Annotated in this window: 22 protein-coding genes; 5 read left to right on the forward strand and 17 right to left on the reverse strand. The window is 75.2% G+C overall.

The genetic code is table 11. From position 1 onward, the window contains the following. Positions 1 to 259 precede the first annotated feature (259 nt). The 3 genes from ACVV2G_RS09550 (at position 260) to ACVV2G_RS09560 (ending at position 2138) form a co-directional block, all read left to right on the forward strand. The gene (locus ACVV2G_RS09550) at positions 260 to 634 is read left to right on the forward strand and encodes a hypothetical protein (protein ID WP_453842185.1); all 375 of its coding nucleotides are present in this window, start codon (positions 260 to 262) and stop codon (positions 632 to 634) included. Positions 635 to 858: 224 nt separating this feature from the next. Next, positions 859 to 1773, forward strand: a complete 915-nt coding sequence (locus ACVV2G_RS09555; protein WP_453842186.1) for a polysaccharide pyruvyl transferase family protein — start codon at positions 859 to 861, stop codon at positions 1771 to 1773. 56 nt (positions 1774 to 1829) lie between these two features. Further along, positions 1830 to 2138, forward strand: a complete 309-nt coding sequence (locus ACVV2G_RS09560; protein WP_453842187.1) for a DUF3040 domain-containing protein — start codon at positions 1830 to 1832, stop codon at positions 2136 to 2138. A gap of 222 nt (positions 2139 to 2360) precedes the next feature. On the opposite strand, the gene ACVV2G_RS09565 is transcribed toward ACVV2G_RS09560, so the two are convergent. The 12 genes from ACVV2G_RS09565 to ACVV2G_RS09620 form a co-directional block, all read right to left on the reverse strand. Continuing rightward, positions 2361 to 3257: a glycosyltransferase family 2 protein gene (locus ACVV2G_RS09565; RefSeq protein ID WP_453842188.1), complete on the reverse strand. Its 897-nt coding sequence runs from the start codon at positions 3255 to 3257 to the stop codon at positions 2361 to 2363. Further along, positions 3254 to 4252, reverse strand: coding sequence for a glycosyltransferase family 2 protein (locus ACVV2G_RS09570; RefSeq protein WP_453842189.1), 999 nt, complete (start codon positions 4250 to 4252; stop codon positions 3254 to 3256). Before ACVV2G_RS09570 ends, ACVV2G_RS09565 begins: the two co-directional genes overlap by 4 nt. Further along, positions 4249 to 5265: a glycosyltransferase family 9 protein gene (locus tag ACVV2G_RS09575; protein WP_453842282.1), complete on the reverse strand. Its 1017-nt coding sequence runs from the start codon at positions 5263 to 5265 to the stop codon at positions 4249 to 4251. The genes ACVV2G_RS09570 and ACVV2G_RS09575 overlap by 4 nt, the downstream gene beginning before the upstream one ends. 89 nt (positions 5266 to 5354) lie before the next feature. Further along, entirely contained in the window at positions 5355 to 6725 is a 1371-nt protein-coding gene (gene rfaE2 / locus ACVV2G_RS09580) for a D-glycero-beta-D-manno-heptose 1-phosphate adenylyltransferase (RefSeq protein ID WP_453842190.1), read from the reverse strand. Between the two features lie 8 nt (positions 6726 to 6733). Continuing rightward, positions 6734 to 7333, reverse strand: a complete 600-nt coding sequence (locus tag ACVV2G_RS09585) for a D-sedoheptulose-7-phosphate isomerase (protein ID WP_453842191.1) — start codon at positions 7331 to 7333, stop codon at positions 6734 to 6736. Then, entirely contained in the window at positions 7333 to 8550 is a 1218-nt protein-coding gene (locus tag ACVV2G_RS09590; RefSeq protein WP_453842192.1) for a glycosyltransferase family 4 protein, read from the reverse strand. The genes ACVV2G_RS09585 and ACVV2G_RS09590 overlap by 1 nt, the downstream gene beginning before the upstream one ends. Then, entirely contained in the window at positions 8547 to 9497 is a 951-nt protein-coding gene (locus ACVV2G_RS09595; protein WP_453842193.1) for a glycosyltransferase, read from the reverse strand. The genes ACVV2G_RS09590 and ACVV2G_RS09595 overlap by 4 nt, the downstream gene beginning before the upstream one ends. Further along, positions 9494 to 10483, reverse strand: a complete 990-nt coding sequence (locus ACVV2G_RS09600; protein ID WP_453842194.1) for a glycosyltransferase family 9 protein — start codon at positions 10481 to 10483, stop codon at positions 9494 to 9496. The genes ACVV2G_RS09595 and ACVV2G_RS09600 overlap by 4 nt, the downstream gene beginning before the upstream one ends. Then, positions 10480 to 11253 (reverse strand): D-glycero-alpha-D-manno-heptose-1,7-bisphosphate 7-phosphatase, encoded by a 774-nt coding sequence (locus ACVV2G_RS09605; protein WP_453842195.1) that lies wholly within the window; start codon positions 11251 to 11253, stop codon positions 10480 to 10482. The genes ACVV2G_RS09600 and ACVV2G_RS09605 overlap by 4 nt, the downstream gene beginning before the upstream one ends. Next, the gene (locus ACVV2G_RS09610; protein ID WP_453842196.1) at positions 11250 to 12284 is read right to left on the reverse strand and encodes a glycosyltransferase; all 1035 of its coding nucleotides are present in this window, start codon (positions 12282 to 12284) and stop codon (positions 11250 to 11252) included. The genes ACVV2G_RS09605 and ACVV2G_RS09610 overlap by 4 nt, the downstream gene beginning before the upstream one ends. After that, positions 12281 to 13915: a carbamoyltransferase family protein gene (locus tag ACVV2G_RS09615; protein WP_453842197.1), complete on the reverse strand. Its 1635-nt coding sequence runs from the start codon at positions 13913 to 13915 to the stop codon at positions 12281 to 12283. Before ACVV2G_RS09615 ends, ACVV2G_RS09610 begins: the two co-directional genes overlap by 4 nt. Positions 13916 to 14073: 158 nt before the next feature. Further along, entirely contained in the window at positions 14074 to 15066 is a 993-nt protein-coding gene (locus ACVV2G_RS09620; protein WP_453842198.1) for a UDP-glucuronic acid decarboxylase family protein, read from the reverse strand. 300 nt (positions 15067 to 15366) lie between these two features. Between ACVV2G_RS09620 and ACVV2G_RS09625 the strand changes: the two genes are divergently transcribed. Both ACVV2G_RS09625 and ACVV2G_RS09630 read left to right on the forward strand, forming a co-directional pair. Next, positions 15367 to 15810: an SRPBCC family protein gene (locus ACVV2G_RS09625; RefSeq protein ID WP_453842199.1), complete on the forward strand. Its 444-nt coding sequence runs from the start codon at positions 15367 to 15369 to the stop codon at positions 15808 to 15810. A 79-nt stretch (positions 15811 to 15889) separates the two neighbouring features. Next, entirely contained in the window at positions 15890 to 16762 is an 873-nt protein-coding gene (locus tag ACVV2G_RS09630) for an endonuclease/exonuclease/phosphatase family protein (RefSeq protein WP_453842200.1), read from the forward strand. A 69-nt stretch (positions 16763 to 16831) separates the two neighbouring features. Here ACVV2G_RS09630 and ACVV2G_RS09635 read toward each other — a convergent pair whose 3' ends face one another. From ACVV2G_RS09635 to ACVV2G_RS09655, 5 genes are all read right to left on the reverse strand, one after another. After that, positions 16832 to 17983, reverse strand: a complete 1152-nt coding sequence (locus ACVV2G_RS09635; RefSeq protein ID WP_453842201.1) for an XdhC family protein — start codon at positions 17981 to 17983, stop codon at positions 16832 to 16834. Between the two features lie 52 nt (positions 17984 to 18035). Continuing rightward, entirely contained in the window at positions 18036 to 19493 is a 1458-nt protein-coding gene (locus ACVV2G_RS09640) for an NCS2 family permease (RefSeq protein WP_453842202.1), read from the reverse strand. A 203-nt stretch (positions 19494 to 19696) separates the two neighbouring features. Next, complete coding sequence (locus tag ACVV2G_RS09645; protein WP_453842203.1) at positions 19697 to 22081, reverse strand: xanthine dehydrogenase family protein molybdopterin-binding subunit; 2385 nt, start codon at positions 22079 to 22081, stop codon at positions 19697 to 19699. 2 nt (positions 22082 to 22083) lie between these two features. Further along, positions 22084 to 22665 carry a (2Fe-2S)-binding protein gene (locus tag ACVV2G_RS09650; protein ID WP_453842204.1) on the reverse strand — a complete coding sequence of 194 codons (582 nt, stop codon included), beginning with the start codon at positions 22663 to 22665 and terminating at the stop codon, positions 22084 to 22086. Beyond that, positions 22665 to 23555 (reverse strand): FAD binding domain-containing protein, encoded by an 891-nt coding sequence (locus ACVV2G_RS09655; protein WP_453842205.1) that lies wholly within the window; start codon positions 23553 to 23555, stop codon positions 22665 to 22667. The genes ACVV2G_RS09650 and ACVV2G_RS09655 overlap by 1 nt, the downstream gene beginning before the upstream one ends. Between the last annotated feature and the right edge of the window lie 155 nt (positions 23556 to 23710).

Below are 23710 nucleotides of genomic sequence, written 5' to 3' on the forward strand. Positions count from 1 at the left end.
GGGCGCACGGGGAGTTCACGGCGCCTTCACCGCGCTTCCGCGTCGTTTCGGCGGTGTCCACGTCGTTCCGCGTTGTTCAGTGCCGTTTCCGGGCTGCTGAACAACGGTGGGAGGCGGTGGAATCGGTGGCCGGGGGAGTGCGGGGCGGCGCGGACGCCGTGGGCGTCACGGCCGCTCCGCCCCGCGCCCGCTTCGCGCGTGCCGACGGCCGTCGGCACGGTCCGGGACCCAGGGAAGGCCCATGAGAGAAGGTGATCCGATGACGGCGGACACGACCCGCCGGCCGCGCAGCGTGACGCTGGCGGTGGTGCTGTCGGTCCTCGGGACGTGGACGGCGGCGTCGACGGCGGTCGAACCGGACGAGGCACCGGCGTTCGTGCTGCTGCTCTTCGCGGCCTGCCTCTGGTTCGCCGTCCGAGCCGGTCGCGGGCGGCGCGTCGCCCGCACCACGGTCGCCTGCCTGACCGCGCTGATGCTCGTGTTCGTGTCGCCGTTCGCGCTCGACGACCCGCCGTACGGCGGCGCCACCCTCCTCCTCGCCGTCCTTCTCGCGGTCCCCGGTGTGGTGCTGCTGTACCTGCCCGCCGCCGACGCGTACGTCCGGGCCCGCAGCGGGGAGCGGGCCGGGACGTGATCCCGGGCCGGCGTGCCCTGGCCGGAGTTCCCTGCCGGCGTGCCCTGGCCGGAGTTCCCTGCCGGCGTGCCCTGGCCGGAGTTCCCTGCCGGCGTTCCCTGGCCGGGCCGGCCGCCCGCGCCGCCTCGCGGCTCCTCGTGAGCCCGATCCGCTCGCCGGTGGTGCAGCGCCGTGCGCACCCGGGGGGGGGTTGCCGTGCTCCCCGAGGGGCACCCGGGGGCACTGTGCACGGACGAGACGCGATCCTGGTGACCGGCTGGTTCAGCTTCCTGCACGGGGAGGCGACCGCCGGGGACGTGCTGGCGCTGCGACGGGTCGAGCACGTGCTGCGGGAGGCGGGGCTCGCGTACGACGTCGTGTGGAGCCCGGGGTTCCGGGCGGACGGGGCACATTTCGAGGACGTGGACCCGGCCGCGTACTCCCGGCTGGTCTTCGTGTGCGGGCCCGTGCACGGCCCGCGCGTCGAGGAGCTGCACCGTCGGTTCGCCCACTGCCTGCGGATCGCGGTCGGCGTCTCCGTCGTCGACCCGGGTTCCCCGGCCGTCACCGGCTTCCACCGGGTGCTGGCCCGGGACGCCGCCGGCGCCGTGCCGACCGTGGACCTCGCGGCCCGCGCGCCCGCACTGCCCGTCCGCCCGGTCGTCGGGGTGGTCCTCACTCACGGGCAGCACGAGTACGAGGGCCGGCGACGGCACGACGAGGTCGCCGCGGAGCTGACGGGCTGGCTGGCCGGCAAGGACTGCGCCCGGCTGGAGCTGGAGACCCGGCTCGACGCACACGACTGGCGCCTGTGCGGCACGCCGGCGCAGCTGGAGGCGGTACTGGCCCGGCTGGACCTGGTCGTGACCGACCGACTGCACGGGCTGGTCCTGGCGCTGCGGGCGGGGACGCCGGCGCTGGCGGTGGACCCGGTCGCGGGCGGCGCGAAGGTGACGGCGCAGGTCCGCGCCTGCGGCTGGCCCGCGTTGGTGGCGGCCGAGCGACTGGCCCGGGACGTGCTGGAGCACTGGTGGGACTGGTGCCTGACGACCGGACGGGAGGAGGCCGGGCGGATCGGCGCCGCCTTCCGCGCGGTGGACGCGGCCGAGGACGCCGCGGACGGGCTCCTGGCGGCGCTCGGGGCACGGCCGGCCGGTTGACTCCGGGCCGGGCGGGCACTCGGCCGGGCGTCGGTCCGCCCCCCCCAGGAGGAGACATGAGCACCGACCGGCTCTCCGATTACGAGCGACGCGTACTCGACGAGGTGGAGCGGGAGCTGCGCCGCGACCGCCGGCTGGACCGGCGCCTGAGCACACTGCGGCTCCACCGCTGTCCCGGCCTCACCCGTCTGATGGTGTGCCGCCCGCGCACCCCGGCCGTCCTGCTGCTGCTCACCTTGTCGGTGGCCTTGCTGGTCACCGGCATCGTCACGTCCGCACCGGCCGTGATCTGGGCCTTCGCCGCGATGTGGCCGGTGACGCTGTTCACGGCGTTCCGGCTGCTGTGCCGGTGGACGGAGGGGTAGGGCCCGACGCCGCCCGACGCCGCCCGTCGTCGGCCACCGTCGCCCGTCCTCGGGCCGCCGCCGCCCGGCGTGTGCCCCGCGGCGGCCGGCTCCGCGTCCCCTCGGCGCGGGGCCGGCCCGTCCGGTGCGGGGCCGACGCATCCGGTGCGGCGCCGGCCCATCCGGTGCGGCGCCGGTCTGCGGCTGAATGGCTGCGGCGCCGGGTTACGGCTGCGGCTGCGGTCAGCCGGTGTAGCTGCGGGCCGTCGACGCGCGCTGGGCGGGTTCGAGCGAGCGCAGGCGGGCCTCGACCTCGGGCGGCAGCACCCGGCGTTCGCGCAGCACCCACGGCAGGGCGGCCGTCGCCTCGGCGAAGGCGCGCAGCGACGCGGTGTCGCGGGGGACGGTACGGGCCAGGTGGAGGGTGCGGCGCAGGGCGGGACCGACCGGGCGGCGCAGCCAGGTGAACCACAGGGTGTTGCGGATGCCGTGCGCGCGCCGCAGCGTCGGGTCCCGTACCTCGGAGGGATGGTGATGGATCGTCAGGTCGTCGGCGTACGTCAGCCACCAGCCGTTCGCCGCGAGGTCCGCGGCGAGCAGCTCCTCCTCGCCGCCCAGCCACAGCCGGGGGTGGAAGCCGCCCGCGGCCCGGAAGGCGTCGGTGCGCAGCACGGTCGCGGCGGCCAGGAAGGACCCGAGGGCCGGTCCCGGGAGCCAGTCGGGCCGGGGCACGGGTGAGTCGCGCAGTTCCCCGACGATCGGGTCCTCGGTGCCGCCCGGCTCGACGAGGATGCGGGCGGTGACCGCGCCGACCGCCGGGTACCGGTCGAGCAGGTCGGCGGCCCCGGGCAGGGAGCCCGGCGCCCACCAGGAGTCGTCGTCGCAGAAGGCGACGTAGGGGGTGCGGACGTGCCGGACCGCCAGGTTGCGGCCGACGGCGCCCAGGTTGCGGCCGGGGCGCAGCAGCCGTACCTCCGGGTGGTGGCGGGCGACGGCGGCGGCGGTGCCGTCGGTGGAGGCGTTGTCGGTGACGATCACCGGGGGCTTTTCGGGGAGTTCGGCGAGGCGGTCCAGGGTACGCAGGAGTTCGGGGCGCCGGTTGTGGGTGATGACGACGACGGTGGTCCGGGTGTCGGTCACGAGGTCGCTCCGTGGGCTTCATGGGCTCCGTCGGCTCCGTGGGCTCCGTCGGCTGCGTCGAGGAGGCGGGCGGCGCGCTCCACGTGCGGGGGCAGGGCCCTGCGGGCGCGCAGGGCCGCGGGCAGGCGGGTGAGGGTCTCGCGCAGGGCGCGCCGGGCGTGCGGGTCGTGGCGGGCCTCGGCGGCGAGGGCACCGGTGCGGGCGAGCGCGTGCGGGAGGGGGCGGCGCAGCCAGGCGGTGAGGAGCGCGTTGCGGCGCACGACGGCCGGGCGGCCGGTGCGGGGTGCGGGGTCCGGGTGGTGGTGGGCGGTCACGTCGGGGCAGTGCGTGACGCCCCAGCCGCGGGCGGCCAGGTCGTAGGCGAGGAGGGTCTCCTCGGCGCCGAAGAAGAGCAGGGGGTGGTAGCCGCCCGCGTCGAGGTAGGCGGTGCGCCGGGCGACGGCGGCGCAGCCGAGGAAGCCGAGCACCTGGGTGCCGGGCAGGTCGGTGGCCGGGCCGAGGGGGGACGCGGCGAGCAGGTCGTTGAGGGGGTCCGCGTCCTCGGCGGGGCCGACGAGGGTCCGGGCGGCGAGCAGGCCGAGCCGCGGGTGCTCGTCGAACAGCCGGGCGGCGGTGGCGAGCGCGCCGGGCGCCCACCAGGAGTCGTCGTCGCTGAACGCCACGTACGGGGTGTTGAGGGCGCGGGCGCCGTGGGTGCGGGCGAGCGCGCCGCGGTTGAACGGCAGGGAGAGCACGCGGACCCGGGGGAAGTCGCGGGCCAGCATGGCGCGGGTGCCGTCGGTGGAGGCGTTGTCGACGACGAGGATCTCGGGCCGCTCGGGCAGGGCGAGCAGGTGCCGTACGGTGACGGCGAGGCTCGCGGCGCGGTTGCGGGTGGCGATGACGACGCCGACGGGGGCGTGCCCGGCGGGGGCGGTGCGGGGCCGTTCGCGGGTGGCCGACAGACCGGGCCGCCCGGTCTGTCGGGGGGTGGGGTGGGGCGTGCCGTGGTTCATCGTGCCTCTCCCAGGATGGCCGGGGCGTCGAGTGCGGCCAGGACGTCGTCGGTGCCGATGCGCAGCAGCGCGGGGTCCGTCTCGCGGCCGTGCGGGTCGCCGTCCGGGCCGGGGTGCCACAGGGCGCGGTGGCGGGGGTGGCCGGGCGGGCCCCAGCGGCTGGGCGGGACCGGGCCGAAGAGGGTGACGGAGGGGGTGGCGTGGGCGACGGCGAGGTGGGCGATGCCGGTGTCGCCGCTGACGACGACGCCGGCTCCGGCCACCAGGGCGGAGAGCCGGTCGTGGGGCAGGCCGCCGCCGAACACGTCCGTGTCGGGCAGGCGGGCGAGCTTGGCCAGCCGGGCGACCAGGTCCCCCTCCTCCGCTCCCCCGGTGACGACCACCCGGTGTCCCCGTGCGCGCAGCGACTCGGCGACGGCCGCGTACCGTTCCACCGGCCAGCAGCGGGAGGGCGCGCCGGCGCCGGGGTGCAGGACCGCCGCTCCGGGGGCGGGGGACGGCGTGCCGGGAGGCGGCAGCCGCAGGTCGGCCGGGTCGGCGTCGATGCCGTAGGCCCGCAGCAGGCGGCACCACCGTTCGCGCTCGTGCTCCTCGGCGTACCAGGGCGGCCCGTCCACCTCCGGCGTCAGCGGATGCGCGAAGGCCAGCAGTTTCAGCGGGCGCAGGCGTGCCAGCAGGCGGTGGCTGGGCGGGCCGTTGCCGTGCAGGTCGACGGCGACGTCCGGGGGCGGACCGGTCCAGTCGAGGGTGCGCGGGACGGCACGGCCGGGTTCGGCGGCCGGCAGCAGCCGGTCCACGGCCCCGGTCGCCGCGACCACCGGCGCCAGCTCGGCGGGGGTGGCCAGCACCAGCTCGTGCCCCGGGTACGCCCGGCGCAGCGCGCGCAGCGCGGGCACCCCGGCGAGCAGGTCCCCGAGCCCGAGGGCACGCAGGACGAGCACCCGCGGACGCGCCCCGCCGCCGGCCGGGTCCCGCCCCGGCCGCAGGTCCCGCGCCGGCCCCGGGGACGGCATGCGCCGGTCGGGACGCGCGGCCGTCGCCGTGGTGCCGGGCGGCGGGGGCGCCGTCGCCCGGCCGCGTCCCGTGCCCGGCGTCCCGGGGGTCACCGGACCCCCTCTGCCGCCCGCGCCATCAGGGCCGTGGAGGAGCGGCCGTCCAGGTAGGGCAGGAGGACGGCCTGGCCGCCCCACTCCTGGAGGAGGGCGGCCTCGGGAAGGTCCGCGCCCGCGTAGTCGCCGCCCTTGACCCAGACGTCGGGGCGCAGGTCGCCCAAAAGGCGTTCGGGGGTGTCCTCGTCGAAGACGGCGACCGCGTCGACGCAGGCGAGGGCGCGCAGGACGCGGACGCGGTCGGTGAGGGGGTTGACCGGGCGGCCGTCGCCCTTGCGGCGCCGGACGGAGGCGTCGGAGTTGACGCAGACGACGAGGCAGTCGCCGAGTCGCCGGGCGGCCTGCAGGAGGCCGACGTGTCCGGCGTGCAGCAGGTCGAAGCAGCCGCCCGCGGCGACCACCGTGCCGTGCTGGGCGCGGACGCGGGCGGCCAGGGCGTGCGGGTCGTCGGTGTCGGGCGAGGGGGCGTGCACCGGGCCGGAGCCGGCGGGGGGCAGGGCACCCGCGCCGCCCGCGGCGACGAAGGCCGTCGCGGCGCCCACCGCGCCCTCGACGGCCTCCCCGACCAGCGCCCCGTCGGCGAGCAGTCCGGCGGCGGTGGCGGCGAACCGGTCCCCCGCGCCGCACGAGTCGCCGTGGTGGGAGGCGGGGGCGGGGACCAGGAGCGGGTGTTCACCGTACGACAGCAGGGCTCCGCGGGAGCCGAGGGTCACCGTCACCGCGGCCACGCGCCAGTCCCGTACGAGCGCGGCGGCGTCGAGCGCGGCGGCGCGCAGGCCGCCGCCCGGGTGACCGCCGCGCGGCGCGAAGCCGTGCGCCTCCTTCTCGGCCGGTGTCACCAGCCGGGTGCCGGGCACCGGCGGCCCCCCGCGCGGGTGCGGGTCCCAGACCAGGGGCGGTCGCGCGGCCAGGACGTCGCGCAGGGCGTCCGCCGCGCCGCGGCCGTAGTCGGAGACCAGGACCGCCCGGGCGTCGCGCAGCGCCTCGCGGGCTTCCCCGGTGGTCTCGTGGACCCGGCCGCCGCCGCGGTCCAGGCGGACGACGGGGGTGCCCTGCGCCAGGACGCGGGTCTTCTCCGGCAGGGTGCCGGTGAGCGGGAGGGGGATCAGCCTCAGCCAGGGTTCCAGCAGTTCGCGCAGGGCCGCGCCGGCCGGGTCGTCGCCCACCCCCGCGATCAGCGTGACCTCGCGGCCGTCGCGGGCGGCGAGGTACGCGGCGAGGGCGGCGCCTCCGGGCCGTACGCGTTCGGCGCACTCGGAGACCACCGGAACCGGTGCGTCGGGGGCGAGCCGGTCGGCGGAGCCGGTGAGGTCGCGGTCGAGGAGGGCGTCGCCGACGACGACCAAGGGCGTCCGGTCAGCCATGGGTCCCGTCACCTCCGTGTTCCCGTGCCACGTACACCCCGTTCCAGGGCCGCGTCGAAGGCCGCGCAGATCATGTGCACGGCGACGAGGTGGAGCTCCTGCACGGTGGCCGTCGAAGGGGCCGCCACGCACAGGGACTCGTCGCTGCCCGCCATGAGCGGGTTGGGCTCGCAGCCGGTCAGCGCCCACACCCGCACCCCCGCCGACCGCGCGGCGTCCGCGGCGGAGAGCAGGTTGGCGCTGGCGCCGCTGGTGGAGAGCAGCATCAGTACGTCGCCCTCGCGACCGTGGGCGCGGACCTGGCGGGCGAAGACCTCGTCGACGCCGTAGTCGTTGGCGATGGCGGTGGTGCTGGAGGTGTCGGCGTGCAGGGCGATCGCGGAGAACGGCGGCCGGTCGTCGCGGTAGCGGCCGACGATCTCGGCGGTCAGGTGCTGGGCCTGGGCGGCGCTGCCGCCGTTGCCCGCGGCCAGCAGCCGGCCGCCGCCCGCGAGGACGGCGGCGAGCTGCTCGCCCCAGCGTTCGGTGATGTGCGCGGAGGCGCGGAACGCCCCCAGGGCGTCCTGGAGTTCGTCGCAGTGCCCGACGGCGGGCGGGTGCACGGTCATCACGCGACCTCCTTCGACAGCGCGTGGTCGGCGAGGGTCAGGCGGTAGACCTGTTCCGCGCCGTCGGCGACGCGGGCCCAGGTGTAGTGCCTGAGGACGCGCTCGCGGCCGTTCCTGCCGTACTGGCGGCGCAGCCGTTCGTCGGCGAGGAGTTCCCGGGCGGCGTCCGCGACGGCCTCGGGGTCCTGCGGGGGGACCAGGCGGCCCGTGGTCCCGTCGGCCACGGAGTCCCGGTGGCCGCCGACGTCGGTGGCGAGGACCGGCACGCCGCACGCCATGGCCTCCAGCGGCACGATGCCGAACGGCTCGTAGACCGGGGTGCACAGCACCAGATCGGTGCTGCGGAGCAGGGCGGGCATGTCCTCCGGGTCGACGGCGCCGAGCAGCCGGACCCGGTCGGCGACGCCGGTCCGGCGTGCGAGCGCGGTCAGGCGCCGCGCCTCGGGGTCGGCGTCGAGGCCGCCGGCGGGCGGGCCGCCCGCGATCAGGAGTTCGGTGTCGGGGATGTGGGCCAGGGCGCGGACGGCCTGGTCGTAGCCCTTGCGCGGCACGAGCCGGCCGCAGGCGAGCAGCCGGTGCCGCCGGCGCCTTTCGGGGGTGCGGCCGGTGTCGGCGGCGGGGTGGAAGTGCTCGACGTCCACGCCGCAGGGCACCACGGAGACCTGTCGGGGCGGCACGCCCATGTCGCCGAGTTCGACGACCTCGTCGGTGCAGGTGGCCAGGACGCGTTCACAGGTCCGGCCGATCTGGCGTTCGATGCCGATGCGTTCGTACGGGCTGGTGTCCCGCATGCCCTGGTGGCGTCGCTTGACGGTGCCGAGGGCGTGGAAGGTCTGCACGAGCGGGATGCCGTGCGGCCGGGTGCCGATCTGCGAGGCCATGCCGGACATCCAGAAGTGCGCGTGGACCACGTCGGGCCGCTCGCCCGCCCAGGCGCGGGCCAGGTGGGCGCCGAAGGCGGGCATGTGCGGGAAGAGCTCGTCCTTGGGCACGGCCCGGGGCGGCCCGGCCGGCACGTGCTCGACGACCGCGCCGCCGGGCAGCGGCACCCGGTCGGGCAGGTCCGCGGCGTCCCGGCGGGTGTAGACCGTGACGTCGTGGCCGCGCAGGGCCAACTCCTCGGTGAGACGGGCCACGTAGACGTTCTGTCCACCGGCGTCGACGCCGCCGAGCGCGGCGAGGGGGCTCGCGTGCTCGGACACCATGGCGATCCTCATCGGGTCACCTCCTTCAGCAGCCGCTCCCAGTCGTCCAGGAAGCGGGACAGCCCGTAGCGGGACAGGGCCGCCGCACGGGCCTCGTCACCGACGGCCCGCGCGTGCGGCGGGTCGGCGAGGAAGCCGCGTACGGCGTCGGTCAGTACGTCGATGCGGTTGGAGACCACTCCCGCGCCCGGGGGCACGGCCTCGGTGACCTCGGTGGTGGCGAGGGCGACCACGGGCATGCCCAGGTGCATGGCCTCCAGCAGGGACAGGCCGAGGGAGGTCCAGCGGACGGGGTGGACGTAGACGCGGCGGCGGGCCAGCTCGGTGTGCAGGTCGCTCTGGGGGACGTCCCGCGTGCGGCACCGGTCGGGGTGGACGCCGATGTGGCCGGCGAGCCCCTCGGTGCGCATGCCGAACACGTCGAGCGGCGCGGTCCGGGCGAACGCGGGGAGCAGGTCCGTGCCCGTCGTGCGCCCGCGCCTGATCGGCTCGTTGACGACGACGGCGGCGCGTTCCAGCTCGCCGGTCCAGCGGTGGCCGGGGTCGACGATGCCGTGCTCGACGACGGTCGTCTCCGTGCTTCCCGCGTCCCACATCAGCCGGTTGAAGTGGGTGACGTGGACGAGCGTGACGCCGGGGATGTCCGCGGCGGGGTGGCGGGTGTCGGGCACGTCGCCGTCGGGGGCGTTGTGCTCCAGGTACACCAGCGGGGGGCGGCGGCCGAGCCACCGGTCGACCAGGGCGAGTTCGTGCGGGCGCTGGAGGATCACGAGGTCGATGTGCTCGTCGCGGAGCCGCTCGGGCGGTACTTCGACGACGGAGTCGGGCCAGTCCCAGGTGCGGGCGCGGCCGAGGCCGTCGGGTCCGCGGTCCGGGGTGACGGGAACGAGGCAGGTGTGCGGGCCCTGCACGAAGGCCGTGGTCCACGACCCGTGCACGTGCCAGATGAGGATCCTCATGCGTCCCCCAGGAGTTTCTCGACGGCGGCGGCCACGTCGGTCGCCGTGACGGTGTTCAGGCAGGGGTGGCCGGGGACGGGGCAGTCCCTGGCCCGGGTGTCGGCGCAGGGCGCGTCCTGGTCGCCGAGCAGGACGTACGGGACGCCGTACGGCCGCCAGCGTTCGGCCGGTACGACGGGCGCGAACAGGGACACCACCGGGGTGCCGACGGCGGCGGCGAGGTGTGCGGGCGCCGTGTTGCCGGTGACGACGGCGTCCGCGCCCGCGAGGACACCGGACAGTTGGGGGGCCTCGGTGCGGCCGCCGAGGTCGGTGCCGTGCTCGCCCGCGACGTGGGCGGTGAGGTCGCGCTCGTCGGGGCCGCCGGTGACCAGCACGCGGTGCCCGGCGGCGGCCAGTTCGCGCACGGCCTCGGCGCACCGCTCCGGGCTCCAGGCGCGGGCCGGAACGCTGGCGCCCGGGTGGAGGACCACGTACGGGCCGGGACCGGTGAGTTCCCCGGTGTCGGGCGGCGCGTGCACCCGCAGCCGCCCGTCGTCGGGCCGGGGGAATCCGGCGGCCTCGGCGAGGTCGAGCGCGGCCTGCGCCTCGTGGGCGTGCGGGGCGCGCCGGTGGCGCAGGTCGAGCAGGGAGCCGGGGTAGTCCACGCTGTCCGCGGCGATGTGCCGGACACCGGCGAGACGCAGCACCAGGGCGGTGGGCAGCGGGGACTGGTGGAAGGAGGTGAGGATCAGCGCCGTGTCGGCGTCGATCCGGTCCACCAGCCGGTCGACGTCCTCCCGGCTGACGTCGGGCGGCTGGAACCCGCCCCACGGCGCGTCCCACACCAGGACCTCGTCCACGCCGGGCAGCAGCCGGGCGGCGGGTGCGCCGCGCGACCCGCACAGCATCGTGACGTGGCCGGCCCGGGCGGCCACGGCCCGGACGGCGGGCCCGGCGAGCAGTACGTCGCCGAAGCTGTCGAGCCGGGTGACGAGCGCCTTCATCGCGGCCTCCCACCGGTGTCGCCGGCGGCACGCGCCCGGGCCGCCCCGGGAGCGCGGGTGCGCTGCCCGGTGCCTGGGACGGGCTCGCTCCGGCCGGTGCCCGTGGCGACGGTGGTGCCCGCACCGGTGGCGGAGGCCACGCCCGTCTCCGCGGCGGTACGCGCACCCGCGCCCGCGCCCGCATCCGTGGCCGTGCCCGTGGTGAACGCCGCCTCGAAGGGGCGTTCGTTCACCAGGCAGCTGCCCCGGGGCGGACCGTCGAGGACCGCGCGTACGGCGGTCAGCAGGTCCGGGGCGACGTGGGGGGCGGCGGCCGTCTCCTGCGGGCGGGTGCGGTCGTTGGGGACGAGGATGCCGTGGGCGCCCGCCCGTCCGGCGGCCTCCACGTCGGCGCCGATGTCGCCGATGACCACGCAGTCGGCGGGCGCGGCGCGGACGCGTCCGGCCGCCCACAGGACCAGGCCGGGCTGCGGCTTGCGGCACCGGCAGCCGTCCTCGGGGCCGTGCGGGCAGACCGCCCAGACGTCGAAGGGGCCGACGAGTTCGTCGATGCGCCGGTTGACGCGACGGACGTCGGTGCCGGTGAGCAGACCGCGGGCGACGCCGGACTGGTTGGTGACGACGCCGACGCCCACGCCGTGCTCCCGCAGCAGCGCCACCGCCTCACGGGCGCCGTCGACGGGCCGGACCCGTTCCGGGTCGCCGTTGTAGGGGACGTCGTGGACGAGGGTGCCGTCGCGGTCGAAGAACACGGCCCTGACGGGGCTCATGCGGCCACCTCCCGCCAGGCGGGGGCGGCGCGGTGCCGCCACCGTCCGCTCAGCCGGTGCCAGGTCGCGGCGGGCGGGATGAGGGCGCTGGTGACCAGCATGGTCGTGACCTCGTGGCGGGTGCGCGGTCCCGGGACGATCCGCGCCCAGGCGAACTCGGCGGTACCCGCGGCCCAGCCCAGCCCGGCGGCCGCGGCGGCCCGGGGGCGGCCGGCGGCGGCGAGGGCGAGGGCCACGGCGCCGGCCGCGGTGATCGCCGCGTGGCGCCTGATCCGGCCCTTGGGCGCCACCGCCTTGGCCCACCAGCCGGGACCGTGCAGCCGACGCATCAGGGCGTCGTCGGCGTTGCCGCGCTGTTGCTTCAGGGACACCCAGCGGGAGGCGGGGCGTACGGGGTGGCGGGTGGTGCGGCGGCCCCGGCGGATGCGCCAGCCCGCGTCGAGGACGCGCAGCGCGAGGTCGGCGTCCTCGCGGAAGGCGCGGGTGAAGCGTTCGTCGAAACCGCCGACCTGTTCGAGCACGTCGGTGCGGTAGGCCATGTCGGCGGTGATCCACTGGGCCCGGGCGAGGCCGGCGGTGCCGCGTTCCCAGTCGGTGGGGCGGCGCTCGCCCGGCAGCGGCACGGCGATCACCCCCTGCACGGCCCCGGTGTCGGGCGCCGCCTCGGCGAGGTCCTGCACGAGCTGGTCGCACCAGTGCGGGCCGACCTGGACGTCGTCGTCGAGGAAGGCGGTCCACGGCGAGGTGACCGCGCGGAGGCCGGTGTTGCGGGCGGCGGCCGGGCCCCGGCCCCCGCTGCGCAGCACCACCGTGCGCTCGCGCAGGTCGCCGAGGACGCTCAGCGGATGCTCCAGCGCGCCGGGGCCGGCACCGGGTCCGGGACGGTCGTCGACGAGGACGATCTCGTCGGGGCCGGGGCCGGTCGCGGCGGCCAGCGCGGCCAGGCAGTCGGCCAGCGTGTCGCGCACGAGGGTGGGGACGACGACGGCGTAGCCGGTCGGGGGGACGCCGTTCACGGGTGCGCCGCTCATGCGAACGCCCTCCCCCTGCGCACCGCGAACGGGCCGATGGCCAGCAGGTCCACGGGGGCGGAGCCGAAGCACTCCAGCGCGTCGCGCGGGTCGTCGACCATGGGGCGTCCGGCGGTGTTGAGGCTGGTGTTGACCACGACGGGCAGCCCGGTGCGCCGCTCGAAGGCGTTCAGCATCCGGGCGACGAGCGGCTCGCGGCGCTCCTCGACGGTCTGGATGCGGGCCGTGCCGTCGACGTGGACGACGGCCGGGATGCGGTCGCGCCACGCGGGGGCGACGTCGTGCACGAAGAGCATGTACGGGCTGGGGAGCGGCCCGGTGAAGATGCCGGCGGCACGGTCGGCCAGCACCATGGGCGCGACCGGCCGGAACTCCTCGCGGCCCTTGACGTGGTTGAGCCGCTCCAGGTTCTCCGCGCGGCCCGGGTGGGCCATCAGGGAGCGGTGCCCGAGGGCGCGCGGTCCGAACTCGCTGCGGCCCTGGAACCAGGCGACGATCCCGTCCCGGGCCAGTTCCTCGGCGACCGTCTCCGCGATGTCGTCCGGTTCCTCGTAGGGGATCGCGGCCGTCTCCAGCCAGGCGCGGATCTCCTCGTCGCTCCAGCCGCGGCCGAGGTCGGCGCCGGGCATGGGCTCGGGGGCGGCCGTCTGGGCGGCCACGTGCAGGGCGCTGCCGAGGGCCGTGCCCGCGTCGCCGGCGGCGGGCTGCACCCACACGTGCCGGTACGGGCCCTGGGCGGCGATCTTCGAGTTGGCGACGCAGTTGAGGGCGACGCCGCCCGCCATGGTGAGGGCCTCTCCCTGGGCCTCGCGGTGCAGCCAGTGCACGAGTTCCAGGAGGAGTTCCTCCAGTACGGCCTGGGTGCTCGCGGCGAGGTCGGCGTGGTCCTTCGTCCAGTCCTCGCCCTTGGCGCGGGCCGGGGCGAGGGCCACCCAGTCGACGCCGTGGGCGCGGAAGCCGCCGTCGCCGGTGGCGTGCACGTGCTCGCGCAGGCGGTCCAGGTGGCGGGGGGTGCCGTAGGAGGCGAGGGCCATCACCTTGTACTCGTCGCTGCTGCGCAGGAAGCCGAGGTGCTCGGTCAGTTCCTCGTAGACCAGGCCGAGCGAGTGCGGGAGCGCCTGCGTGGCGAGGGTGTCGAGTTTGCCGTCGCGGTAGCGGCCGGCCAGGTGGGAGGCGGACTCGCCGCGTCCGTCGAGGACGAGGACGTCGTTGTCGGGGTGGGGCGAGGCCGGTCCGGCGGAGGCGGCGTGCGCCACGTGGTGCGGGACGAAGACGACCTGGTCGGGGTCGAGCCCGGGCAGGGCCTCGGCGAGGAACTCGGGCGCCCGGCGGGCGTACTCCAGCCGCAGCGGGTCCCAGGGGTCGTCCAGGCCCATGTCGCGGGCGGGCCGGGCGAGCTTGGGGTCGAACGAGTACGCGACGGCGTCGAGCTCCCCGGGCCGTACCCCGGCGTGCTCCAGGCACCAGCGTGCCGACAGCTCCGGTACCTCCCACGCGGAGAAGGGCACCGGACGCTTGCCGTGCTTGCGGCGGCTGAAGCGCTCTTCCTCGGCGGCCGCAACGGTCCGGCCGTCGACGACGAGCGCGGCGGCCGGGTCGTGGAACAGGGCGTTGATACCAAGGATGCGCATGGGGTGTGCTCCGTCCCGGGGGACTGCTGGGGTCTGCCTGGCGTCGCGGGTGCCGCAGCGAAGTCGCCTCAAACACTTGGAGACAACTCAATTCCACAGAAGAGCGGACAAATCACCCTGAGTAGTGTGCAGCGGTGAGTTCCGCCGGCCCCGGGGACCTACGCGGCGACGGTGTGCGCGAACCAGCCGATGGTCCGCTCCAGCCCCTCGCTCCAGCCGACCTTCGGCCGCCAGCCGAGCCGCTCCCGGGCCAGGGTGGTGTCGGGCCTGCGCCGGCCGGGGTCGTCGACGGGGCGGTCGACGAAGCGGATGCGGGAACCGGAGCCGGTGAGCTCGATGACGCGGCGGGCCAGTTCCAGCATGGTGATCTCGTCGGCGCCGCCGATGTTCACCGGCCCGTTCTCACCGGACGCGGCGAGGGCCAGGACGCCGTCGACGGTGTCGTCGACGTAGCACAGGGAGCGCGTCTGGCCGCCGTCCCCGGCGACGGTGAGGGGCATGCCGTCCAGTGCCTGCGCGACGAAGGTGGGGACGGCGCGGCCGTCGCCGGTGCGCATGCGGGGGCCGTAGGTGTTGAAGATGCGCACGATGGCGGCGTCGGTGCCGTGCACCTGGCGGTGGGCGGTGACCAGGGCCTCGGCGAAGCGCTTCGACTCGTCGTAGACGCTGCGCGGGCCGACCGGGTTGACGTTGCCCCAGTACGTCTCGCGCTGCGGGTGCTCCAGCGGATCGCCGTAGACCTCGGAGGTGGAGGCGAGCAGGAAGCGGGCGCCGTCGGCACGGGCGCGTTCCAGGGCGTTGCGGGTGCCGGTGCTGCCGACGTCGAGGGTCTCCAGGGGCAGCCGGAGGTAGTCGGCGGGCGAGGCGGGGCAGGCGAAGTGCAGGACCAGGTCGAACCGGCCGGGCAGCCCGCGCAGGGCCGCCGGGTCGGTGGCGTCGGCCCGGACGAACCGGAAGCCGCGGCGCCGCTCCAGCTCGGCCACGTTCGCGCGGGAGCCGGTGGCCAGGTTGTCGAGGCACACGACGTCGGCGCCGGCGTCGAGCAGCCGGCCGCACAGGTGGGATCCCACGAATCCGGCGCCGCCGGTCACCAGGGCCCGGCGCCAGGCACGGCCGCCCACGGTGCCGCCGCTCAGGGGGCTCTCGCTCACGGGGTCCTCCTCACTCTCGCCGTCACTTGCGTGTCGGCTGAGTAGCCCGGCGAACGACCCCCTACCCCGAACTGCCATTCGAGGGGCACTATGAACTGCGTCTGTACTCGCCCTGTACAGCCCCCGCATGCCCTCGCGTGCCTTCGCCGACCAGGAAGGCGACGGACACGGGGACCGGTTGGCGTGCGAGCGACGCGCCCGTCGGCGCCGCGCCCCGGCACGCGCCCGGTCGGCGCCGGCGCCCCCGGCCCCCGCCCCGCCGCGACCGTTCCTCGCGGCCCGTTCCCTACGATCGTGCCCGTGGTCACCTTCTCGCTCGAACGCACCGCCCCGCTCCCCCTGGACGAGGCATGGCGCCGGCTCACCGCGTGGCACCGGCACGGCGACACCGTGCCGCTGACCCGGGTCACCGCCGCCACCCCCGGGCCCACGCGCACGGGCACGGTGATCGTGGCCCGCACGGGCGCCGGCCCGCTCGCCTTCGACGACAGGATGGAGGTGACGGTCTGGCAGCCACCGCTGGACGACGGCACCCCCGGCCTGTGCCGGCTGGAGAAGCGCGGCCGGCTGGTCGGGGGCTGGGCGGAGATCGAGGTCCGGCCGGGCCCCGGCGGCCGGGCCCGGGTCCTGTGGCGCGAGGACCTGGACGTCCGCCCGCTGCCCTCCCTCTTCGACGGCGTCCTCGGCCGGTCGGGGCGGTACGTCTTCGGCCGCACGGTCAACCACCTGCTGCGGCACCCGTGAACGACCGGCGGCCGGCGGAGTACGGCTTGCGTGCGCGCCGCGCGCCCCGGCGCGGGCGCTTCCCGCGTACCGTGCCGCCATGGCATCCGGAGCACGCGTACTCGCCCAACTCATGCTCGTCGGAGCGATGTTGACGGTGGCGGCGGCGCCCGCCTCCGCCGGCCGGCAGGGCCCCGTGCCGCTGCGCGTCGCCACGTACAACATCCACGCCGGCACCGGATCGGACGGCGTCTTCGACCTCGACCGGCAGGCCGCCGCGCTGCGCGCGCTCGACGCGGACGTGATCGGGCTCCAGGAGGTCGACGTGCACTGGGGCTCCCGCAGCCAGGGGCTGGACGTCGCCGGGGAGCTGGCGCGGCGGCTCGGGATGCGGGTGTCGTTCGCGCCGATCTACAGCCTCGACCCGGCGGAGGCCGGAGGCCCGCGGCGCGAGTACGGCGTGGCCGTCCTCTCCCGCTTCCCCGTCCGTGCGGCGGCCAACCACGAGATCACGCGCCTGTCCACGCAGGACGAGAACCCGGTGCCGGCCCCCGCGCCCGGGTTCGGGGAGGTGACGCTCCGGGTGCGCGGGGTGCCGGTGCAGGTGTTCGTGACCCATCTCGACCACCGGTCGGACCCGGCGGTGCGGACGGCGCAGGTGGCCGACACGCGGCGGATCATGGCGCGGGAGCGGGCGGCACTGCCGGGGGCGCGGCAGGTACTGCTCGGAGACTTCAACGCCGAGCCCCCGGCGCCCGAGCTGCGCCCGCTGTGGGCGGACGTGCGGGACGCCGGGACGGGCACCGGCTGCACCTATCCGGCCGCGGCGCCCGTGAAGCGGATCGACTACGTGGCCGTGGGCGGGGGCGTGCGGGTGCGGGGGGCCTTCGTGCCGGAGGAGGCCGCGGCCTCGGACCACCGGCCGGTGGTCGCGGACGTGTCCCTCCTCCGGAGCAGTTCCGGCCGGGACTGAGACCGCCCGCCGCCCGGGTCTCGGGCCAGGACTGAGACCACCCGCCACCCAGACCTCGGCCCCGGAGCCCTACGCCACCGAGCCGATGCGGCCGGCCGGTGCCGAGGGGCCGTCGTGGTGGATCGGCGTGTGCGCGCCGGTGAGGGGGGCACCACTGCCCCCGCGGCGGGTCGCGACGATCTCGGCCGCGATGGAGAGCGCCGTCTCCTCGGGGGTGCGTGCGCCGAGGTCGAGGCCGATGGGGGACCTGAGGCGGGTCAGCTCCAGGTCGCTCACGCCGACCTCGCGCAGGCGGGCGTTGCGGTCGAGGTGGGTGCGGCGGGAGCCCATCGCGCCGACGTAGGCCACCGGCAGGCGCAGGGCGAGCTTGAGAAGCGGTACGTCGAATTTGGCGTCGTGGGTCAGGACGCACAGCACCGTGCGCGCGTCGACCTCGGTGCGTGCGAGGTACTCGTGGGGCCACTCGACGACGATCTCGTCGGCGTCGGGGAAGCGGACCTTCGTCGCGAAGACGGGGCGCGCGTCGCAGACCGTCACGTGGTAGCCGAGGAACTTGCCGGCGCGGACCAGTGCCGAGGCGAAGTCGATCGCGCCGAAGACGATCATGCGGGGTGCCGGGACGGAGGACTCGACCAGAAGTGTGAGCGGTGCTCCGCAACGCGAGCCCTGCTCTCCGATCTCCAGGGTGCCGGTGCGGCCGGCGTCCAGGAAGGCGCCCGCCTCGGCGGCCACCGTGCGGTCCAGTTCGGGGTGTGCCCCGAAGCCGCCCTCGGACGTGCCGTCCGGGTGGACGACGAGCGCGCGGCCCCTCCGTTCCGCGGGGCCGCTCACGATCCGGGCCACAGCCGCCGCCTCACCCCGGGCGGCGGCGGCGAGCGCGGCGGCCAGTGCCGGACGGGCGGGGTCGTCCGCCCGTACCGGCGTGATGAGGATGTCGATGACCCCGCCGCAGGTCAGGCCCACGGCGAAGGCGTCCTCGTCGCTGTAGCCGAAGCGCTCGAGGACGGTTTCGCCGTCGTCCAGCGCCTGCCGGCACAGCTCGTACACGGCCCCCTCCACACAGCCGCCGGAGACCGAGCCGATCGCCGTGCCCTCGGCGTCCACCGCGAGGGCGGCGCCGGGCCGGCGGGGTGCGCTGCCGCCGACGGCCACCACGGTGGCCACGGCGAAGTCGCGTCCCTGCTCGACCCACCGGTTCAGCTCTTCGGCGATGTCCAGCATCTGTCGGTCTCCTCACAGAGCGGTGATACGGAAGGGGTTCCCGAGGCTGCGGCTAGTGCACGCCCAGCCAGCTCTCGATCGGGTTGAGGGCGAAGTAGACGAGGAAGAGCACCGTCAGGACCCACATGAACGCGCCGATCTCCCTGGCCTTGCCCTGGGCGGCCTTGATGGCGACGTAGGAGATGACGCCGGCGGCGACACCCGCCGTGATGGAGTAGGTGAACGGCATCAGGACGACGGTCAGGAAGACCGGGATCGCGGTGGCCCGGTCGGCCCAGTCCACGTGCCGGGCGTTCATCATCATCATCGCGCCGATGACGACCAGCGCGGCCGAGGCGACCTCCTGCGGCACGATCGCGGTGATCGGCGTGAAGAAGAGGCAGGCCGCGAAGAACAGGCCGGTGACGACCGAGGCGAGCCCCGTGCGGGCGCCCTCGCCGACGCCGGTCGCGGACTCGACGAAGACGGTCTGGCCGGAGCCGCCCGCCACACCGCCGACGGCACCGCCGGCGCCGTCGATGAACAGCGCCTTCGACAGACCCGGCATACGGCCCTTGTCGTCGGCGAGCTTCGCCTCGGTGCCGACGCCGATGATGGTGGCCATCGCGTCGAAGAACCCGGCCAGCACCAGCGTGAAGACGATCATGCCGACCGTCATCGCGCCGACCTCGCCCCAGCCGCCGAACTCCAGGTCGCCGAAGAGCGAGAAGTCCGGCATGGAGACCGCGCTGCCGTGCAGTTCGGGGGCTCCGTTGGCCCACTGCCCGGGATCGACGACCCCGGTGGCGTTCAGCACGGAGGCGACGACCGTGCCGGTGATGATGCCGATCAGGATCGCGCCCGGGGTGTGGCGCGCCTGGAGCATGAAGATCAGGAGCAGGGTGCCGGCGAAGAGCAGGACCGGCCAGCCGGCGAGCTCCCCGGTGGGGCCGAGGGTGAGCGGGGTCGCCTCGCCCGGGTGGACGAAGCCGCCCTTGACCAGGCCGATGATGGCGATGAACAGGCCGATGCCCATGGTGATGCCGTGCTTGAGGGCGAGCGGGATCGCGTTCATGATCATCTCGCGCAGCCCGGTGATGACGAGCAGCATGATCACGACGCCGTACATCACACACATGCCCATGGCCTGCGGCCAGGTCATCTGGGGCACGACCTGCCCGGCGATCACTCCGGACACCGAGAGCCCGGCGGCCAGGGCGAGCGGCACCTTGCCGACGAAGCCCATCAGGAGCGTGGTGAGCGCCGCGGCGAACGCCGTCGCGGTGATCAGGGCCTTCTGGCCCAGGGTGTCCCCGGCGGCGTCCTCGCCGGACAGGATGACGGGGTTGAGCAGGACGATGTACGCCATCGCCATGAAGGTGGTGATGCCGCCGCGCACCTCGCGCGCGACCGTGGATCCTCGGTGGGTGATGTGGAAGTACCGGTCGAGCCAAGACCTGCCGGCGGGGACGCGGGAACCCGCTCCCGCGTCCTTGGCGGTGATCTCGGGCTCCACTGACTGCTGGGTCATGGGGCCGTCTCCCAAGGTTCAAAGGGGCACCCGCGCGGTCCGCCGGGGCGGCTGCGGGATTTGGGATGTGCACGACCCGGGGGACGGCCCGAGACGAACGCATGGGTGGTCGTACGTGGAGGCCCGCGAGCGGAGCGGAACCCGGGGGGTGCTCCGGGCGGCGCGGAGTGTGTGACGTTCCGTGCGCCGCCCGGAGGGTCCTGTCACGCCGTGCCGGTGAGGTGCTCCGGTCGGACCGGCGTACGGTCGAGCGTCAGCCCGGTCGCGTTCCGGATGGCCGCGAGGACCGCCGGAGTCGACGACAGGGTGGGTGCCTCGCCGATGCCGCGCAGCCCGTACGGGGCGTGCTCGTCGGCGAGTTCGAGCACGTCGACCGGGATGGTCGGCGTGTCGAGGATGGTGGGCAGCAGGTAGTCCGTGAAGGACGGGTTGCGGACCTTCGCGGTCCTGGGGTCGACGACGATCTCCTCCATCACCGCGATGCCCATGCCCTGGAGGGTGCCGCCCTGGATCTGGCCGATCACGGAGAGCGGGTTGAGCGCCTTGCCGACGTCCTGGGCGCAGGCCAGCTCGACGACCTTGACCAGGCCCAGCTCGGTGTCGACCTCCACGACGGCGCGGTGCGCGGCGAAGGAGTACTGGACGTGGCCGTTGCCCTGGCCGGTCCGCAGGTCGAAGGCCTCGGTCGGCCGGTGCCGCCACTCCTCCTCGACCTCGACGGCCTCGCCCTCCAGTACGTCGGCCAGGTCGCCGAGGACCTCGCCGCCGTCGGTGACGACCTTGCCGCCCTCCAGGAGCAGCTCGGCGGTGGCCCAGGCCGGGTGGTAGGAGCCGAACTTGCGGCGGCCGATCTCCAGGACCTTCTCGCGGACCAGCTCGCAGGCGTTCTTCACGGCGCCGCCGGTCACGTACGTCTGCCGGGAGGCCGAGGTCGAGCCGGCCGAGCCCACCCGGGTGTCGGCCGGGTGGATGGTCACCTGCGTGACACCCAGCTCGGTACGGGCGATCTGCGCGTGGACGGTGACGCCGCCCTGGCCGACCTCCGCCATGGCGGTGTGCACGGTGGCCACCGGCTCCCCGCCGACGACCTCCATGCGCACCTTGGCGGTGGAGTAGTCGTCGAAACCCTCGGAGAAGCCGACGTTCTTGATGCCGACCGCGTAGCCGACGCCCCGCACGACGCCCTCACCGTGCGTGGTGTTGGACAGACCGCCGGGCAGCTGGCGCACGTCGGAGCCCTCGCTGGACTCCCACTGGCGCTCGGGCGGCATCGGCATCGCCTTGACGCGGCGCAGCAGTTCGGCGACCGGCGCCGGCGAGTCGACCGGCTGGCCGGTGGGCATGACCGTGCCCTGCTCCATGGCGTTGATCCGGCGGAACTCCACCGGGTCCATGCCGAGTTCCCCGGCCACCTTGTCCATCTGCGCCTCGTAGGCGAAGCACGCCTGGACCGCGCCGAAACCGCGCATCGCGCCGCAGGGCGGGTTGTTGGAGTAGAGGGCGACGGCCTCGATGTCCACGTCGTCGATCACGTACGGGCCGACGGACAGCGAGGAGGCGTTGCCGACGACCGCCGGGGAGGCGGAGGCGTAGGCGCCGCCGTCCAGGACGATGCGGCACTTCATGTGGGTGAGCTTGCCGTCCTTGGTGGCGCCGTGCTCGTAGGAGAGCTTCGCCGGGTGGCGGTGGACGTGCCCGAAGAAGGACTCGAAGCGGTTGTAGACGATCTTCACCGGCTTGCCGGTGCGCATCGCCAGCAGGCAGGCGTGGATCTGCATGGACAGGTCCTCGCGTCCGCCGAACGCGCCGCCGACGCCGGACAGCGTCATCCGCACCTTGTCCTCGGGCAGGCCGAGGACCGGGGCGATCTGCCTCAGGTCGGAGTGCAGCCACTGGGTGGCGACGTACAGCTCGACGCCGCCGTCCTCGGAGGGCACCGCGAGTCCGGACTCGGGGCCGAGGAAGGCCTGGTCCTGCATGCCGAAGAAGTACTCGCCCCTGACGATCACGTCCGCCTTCCTGGCGGCCTCGTCGGCGTCGCCGCGGACGATCGGCTGGCGGTGCACGATGTTGGGGTGCGGGACGTGGCCGATGTGGTGGTCGTCGCGGTTCTCGTGGACGAGGATCGCGCCGGGGGCGGTCGCGGAGGCCTCGTCGGTGATGACGGGCAGCTCCCGGTACTCCACCTTGATCTTGGCGGCGGCGCGGCGCGCGGTCTCCGGGTGGTCGGCGGCGACGATGGCGACCGGTTCGCCGTGGTGGCGGACCTTGCCGTGGGCGAGGACCGGGGTGTCCTGGATCTCCAGGCCGTAGGTGCGCACCTCGGTCGGCAGGTCGTCGTAGGTCAGGACGGCGTGGACGCCCGGCGTCGCGAGGGCCTCGCCGGTGTCGATGGAGACGATCTCGGCGTGCGCGACCGGGGAGCGCAGGATCTGGCCCCAGAGCATGTCCTCGTGCCACATGTCGGACGAGTACGCGAACTCCCCGGTGACCTTGAGGGTGCCGTCCGGGCGGAGGGTGGACTCGCCGACACCGCCCTTGGTCTTCGAACCCTGGGTGATTTCGGTGGGTGCGCCGTTGGCAGCCATGCTCAGACCCCCTCGGACTGGCGGGCCGCGGCCAGCCGGACCGCGTCCATGATCTTCTCGTAGCCCGTGCAGCGGCACAGGTTGCCCGACAGCGCCTCGCGGATGTCCGCGTCGGTCGGATTCGGGTTGCGCTCCAGCATCTCGTCGGCGGCGACCAGCAGGCCGGGCGTGCAGAAGCCGCACTGGACGGCGCCGGCGTCGATGAACGCCTGTTGGACGGGGGCGAGTTCGGTGCCCTCGCCGGTCTGCGAGTCGGTGCCCTTGGCCTGCCGGCGCTCGGCCTGGTCGAGCGTGGTGCCCCGGGAGGCGCCGGTGGCGCAGCCCTCGGCCCGCTCCTTGGCGAAGTCGGCCAGGCCCTCCACGGTGACGACCTCGCGGCCCTGCGCCTGGCCGGCCGCGACCAGGCAGGAGCACACCGGTACGCCGTCCAGGCGCACCGTGCAGGAGCCGCACTCGCCCTGCTCGCAGGCGTTCTTGGAGCCGGGCAGGCCCATCCGCTCGCGCAGGACGTACAGGAGGGACTCGCCCTCCCAGACGTCGTCGGCTTCCTGCGGACGTCCGTTGACAGTGAAGTTGACACGCATTACGCGGCTCCCTCGGCGGTGTGGCGGGCGCCGCGGTACGACTCCCAGGTCCAGGTGAGCGTCCGGCGGGCCATGACGCCGACGGCGTGGCGGCGGTAGCTCGCGGTGCCCCGGACGTCGTCGATCGGGTTGCAGGCGGCGGAGCACAGATCGGCGAACTGCTTGGCCACCGACGGGGTGATGATCTTGCCGTTGTCCCAGAAGCCGCCCTCTTCGAGCGCGGAGTTCAGGAACTCCTCGGCAGCCTTCGCCCGTACGGGTGTGGGGGCCGCCGAACCGATGCCGGTGCGGACCGTGCGGGTTGCGGGATGCAGGGCGAGGCCGAAGGCGCACACGGCGATGACCATGGCGTTGCGGGTGCCGACCTTGGAGAACTGCTGCGGGCCGTCGGCCTTCTTGACGTGCACGGCGCGGATCAGCTCGTCGGGCTCCAGCGCGTTGCGCTTCACGCCCGTGTAGAACGCGTCGATCGGGATCAGGCGTCTGCCGCGCACCGACTCGACCTCGACCTCTCCTCCGGCGGCGAGCAGCGCGGGGTGCGCGTCGCCGGCCGGGGAGGCGGTGCCGAGGTTGCCGCCGACGCCGCCGCGGTTGCGGATCTGCGGGGAGGCGACCGTGTGCGAGGCGAGGGCGAGTCCGGGCAGTTCGGTGCGGAGGCCGTCCATGATCCGGGTGTACGGGACGGAGGCGCCGAGCCGCACGGCGTCCTCGCCGACCTCCCACTCGAAGAGGTCGCCGATGCGGTTGAGGTCCATCAGGTAGTCGGGCCTGCGGTGGTCGAAGTTGATCTCGACCATCACGTCGGTGCCACCCGCAATCGGCACAGCGGTGGGGTGCTCGGCCTTCGCGGCGAGCGCCTCCTCCCAGCTGGCGGGGCGAAGGAAGTCCATGACCGGCTCTCTTCTTCGTCTTCGTCTGGTGGTCGTGCAGATTGAGCCAATCCGTGTGCGGCGGGGCCGGCTCGTTCATGTGCGGTTCACGTGGAGTGGCCTCAGTACACCGCCCGCTGCTCCACCAGGGTCAGTCGCAGAAACCATGAAGGAGT

The organism is Streptomyces sp. JK94, assembly GCF_053613315.1.

Excerpts from the sequence above, each read along its gene's own strand:
- ACVV2G_RS09645 (WP_453842203.1), bottom strand. The coding sequence starts at position 22,081 with ATGGCTGCCAACGGCGCACCCACCGAAATCACCCAGGGTTCGAAGACC.
- ACVV2G_RS09615 (WP_453842197.1), bottom strand. The coding sequence starts at position 13,915 with ATGCGCATCCTTGGTATCAACGCCCTGTTCCACGACCCGGCCGCCGCG.
- ACVV2G_RS09560 (WP_453842187.1), top strand. The coding sequence starts at position 1,830 with ATGAGCACCGACCGGCTCTCCGATTACGAGCGACGCGTACTCGACGAG.
- ACVV2G_RS09635 (WP_453842201.1), bottom strand. The coding sequence starts at position 17,983 with ATGCTGGACATCGCCGAAGAGCTGAACCGGTGGGTCGAGCAGGGACGC.
- ACVV2G_RS09630 (WP_453842200.1), top strand. The coding sequence starts at position 15,890 with ATGGCATCCGGAGCACGCGTACTCGCCCAACTCATGCTCGTCGGAGCG.
- ACVV2G_RS09655 (WP_453842205.1), bottom strand. The coding sequence starts at position 23,555 with ATGGACTTCCTTCGCCCCGCCAGCTGGGAGGAGGCGCTCGCCGCGAAG.
- ACVV2G_RS09590 (WP_453842192.1), bottom strand. The coding sequence starts at position 8,550 with ATGAGGATCGCCATGGTGTCCGAGCACGCGAGCCCCCTCGCCGCGCTC.
- ACVV2G_RS09570 (WP_453842189.1), bottom strand. The coding sequence starts at position 4,252 with ATGAACCACGGCACGCCCCACCCCACCCCCCGACAGACCGGGCGGCCC.
- ACVV2G_RS09600 (WP_453842194.1), bottom strand. The coding sequence starts at position 10,483 with ATGAAGGCGCTCGTCACCCGGCTCGACAGCTTCGGCGACGTACTGCTC.
- ACVV2G_RS09650 (WP_453842204.1), bottom strand. The coding sequence starts at position 22,665 with ATGCGTGTCAACTTCACTGTCAACGGACGTCCGCAGGAAGCCGACGAC.
- ACVV2G_RS09595 (WP_453842193.1), bottom strand. The coding sequence starts at position 9,497 with ATGAGGATCCTCATCTGGCACGTGCACGGGTCGTGGACCACGGCCTTC.
- ACVV2G_RS09610 (WP_453842196.1), bottom strand. The coding sequence starts at position 12,284 with ATGAGCGGCGCACCCGTGAACGGCGTCCCCCCGACCGGCTACGCCGTC.
- ACVV2G_RS09575 (WP_453842282.1), bottom strand. The coding sequence starts at position 5,265 with ATGCCGTCCCCGGGGCCGGCGCGGGACCTGCGGCCGGGGCGGGACCCG.
- rfaE2 (WP_453842190.1), bottom strand. The coding sequence starts at position 6,725 with ATGGCTGACCGGACGCCCTTGGTCGTCGTCGGCGACGCCCTCCTCGAC.
- ACVV2G_RS09585 (WP_453842191.1), bottom strand. The coding sequence starts at position 7,333 with ATGACCGTGCACCCGCCCGCCGTCGGGCACTGCGACGAACTCCAGGAC.
- ACVV2G_RS09640 (WP_453842202.1), bottom strand. The coding sequence starts at position 19,493 with ATGACCCAGCAGTCAGTGGAGCCCGAGATCACCGCCAAGGACGCGGGA.
- ACVV2G_RS09550 (WP_453842185.1), top strand. The coding sequence starts at position 260 with ATGACGGCGGACACGACCCGCCGGCCGCGCAGCGTGACGCTGGCGGTG.
- ACVV2G_RS09605 (WP_453842195.1), bottom strand. The coding sequence starts at position 11,253 with ATGAGCCCCGTCAGGGCCGTGTTCTTCGACCGCGACGGCACCCTCGTC.